The sequence below is a fragment of the Sporomusa sp. genome (assembly GCF_057736855.1).
The window spans coordinates 19,516-20,946 of record NZ_JBYKYF010000011.1; the positions used below are offsets into that span (position 1 = coordinate 19,516).

Consider the following 1,431-nt stretch of genomic DNA (forward strand, 5'->3'; position numbering starts at 1 on the left):
TGGCTCGATACAATCAGCTACATATAAAATTTTTTCTAAAGGCGACATATTAGGCCCGCCTGTGGTGTGGAGCCTAATGGCATCAAGAATTTCCTGATCATCGACTCCATATTCTATGTTGGCTATATATGCACCCACTGGTGCGTGTAATAGTATTGGCTGACAAGATTCGACATCCTTCATCACTATAGCAAAAGCTTCGGCCTTTTGCAATAGGTCATCGATGGAAAAGTTGCGGGCACAATCATGTAATAGGCCAGCAAGTCGAGCCTTTTCTACATCTACACCAAATTTTTGGGCAAGTTCGCCAGCAGTCTGACTTACTCCTAGCGAATGTTGAAAGCGCTTGGCAGATAATGCTTTCGCTAGTTTATCCATGGCCTGATGATACTCCATTTTTGACACCACCTTATTTATCTTTCTAAAATTCGATAGTTTTTGCAAATATCCTCTTGTACATATCCAGGCATAAATAGAAAAACCTCCTAAAAATAGGAGGTGAATATATTGTAACAATGTAATTACTTACCAGTTCTGCCCAGCCGCTTATCCTTGCCGTGGCTTTGCTTCGTTGACAACAATTTGACGTCCGCCAAGTTGAGAACCATTCATGGCCTCAATCATTTTGTCTGCATCAGCGTCCTCTACTTCTACAAATCCAAATCCACGGGAACGGCCTGTTTCCTTATCAGTGATGATTCTGCTAGAAATTACAGAACCATATGGCCGGAAAGTGTCGGCAAGTTCTGTATCTGTAGTAGACCATGGTAGATTGCCGACATAGAGAGTTTTTGCCAAAGGGAATCACCTCCGTTACATCAGGATGCTTAAACAAAGAACGTTTTACGTTAACATTATCTACAAAAGCACAGTATTTATGCCTGCCTGATTCTACCTTTTGCGCCTTACAAGCTGTTAACGGTATAAACCTTCCTTGTAGATGTAAGCTTCCACACTTTCCGGCACAATATATTTAATCGACCGTCCCTGTTTTACCCGTTCACGAATATCAGTAGAAGATATTTCAAGTTCAGGTGTCGCCAGCCGTTGAATACTGCGCCGCCCTTTGGCACCAAACTGTTTTATCACTTGATCAATATAACTAATTGAACCCGGCCTAGTTGCTGCCACAAAGTAACATAAATCTAAAAGCTGGTCAATATTATGCCATGTAGGTAGATCTTTTATTGCGTCAGCACCAGTAATAAAATAAAACTCCGTACTGGCACCGTAATAATCAATTAATTGTTTGACAGTATCAATCGTATACGATGGGCCAGAACGTTCGAGTTCAATACTTGATACAAAAAAATAGGGATTAGAATAGGTAGCCATCACTGTCATTATATATCGGTGGATGGCAGGCGTAACAATTGAATCTTGTTTATGCGGCGGATTGCTTGCAGGAATAAATAATACCTTGTCTAGATT

General features: G+C 40.9%; 3 protein-coding genes. All 3 read right to left on the reverse strand.

Annotated elements, in window-relative coordinates:
• Positions 1-396, reverse strand: a 396-nt coding sequence (yqeK, locus tag AC29Z1_RS01645; protein ID WP_488269715.1) for a bis(5'-nucleosyl)-tetraphosphatase (symmetrical) YqeK, incomplete at its 3' end; no start/stop codon positions are given.
• 150 nt (positions 397-546) lie between these two features.
• On the reverse strand, positions 547-798 hold the full coding sequence (gene rbp / locus AC29Z1_RS01650; RefSeq protein ID WP_488269716.1) for an RNA-binding regulator: 252 nt from the start codon (positions 796-798) through the stop codon (positions 547-549).
• 117 nt (positions 799-915) lie between these two features.
• A partial coding sequence (gene nadD, locus AC29Z1_RS01655; protein WP_488269717.1) for a nicotinate-nucleotide adenylyltransferase occupies positions 916-1,431 on the reverse strand: 516 nt, incomplete at its 5' end.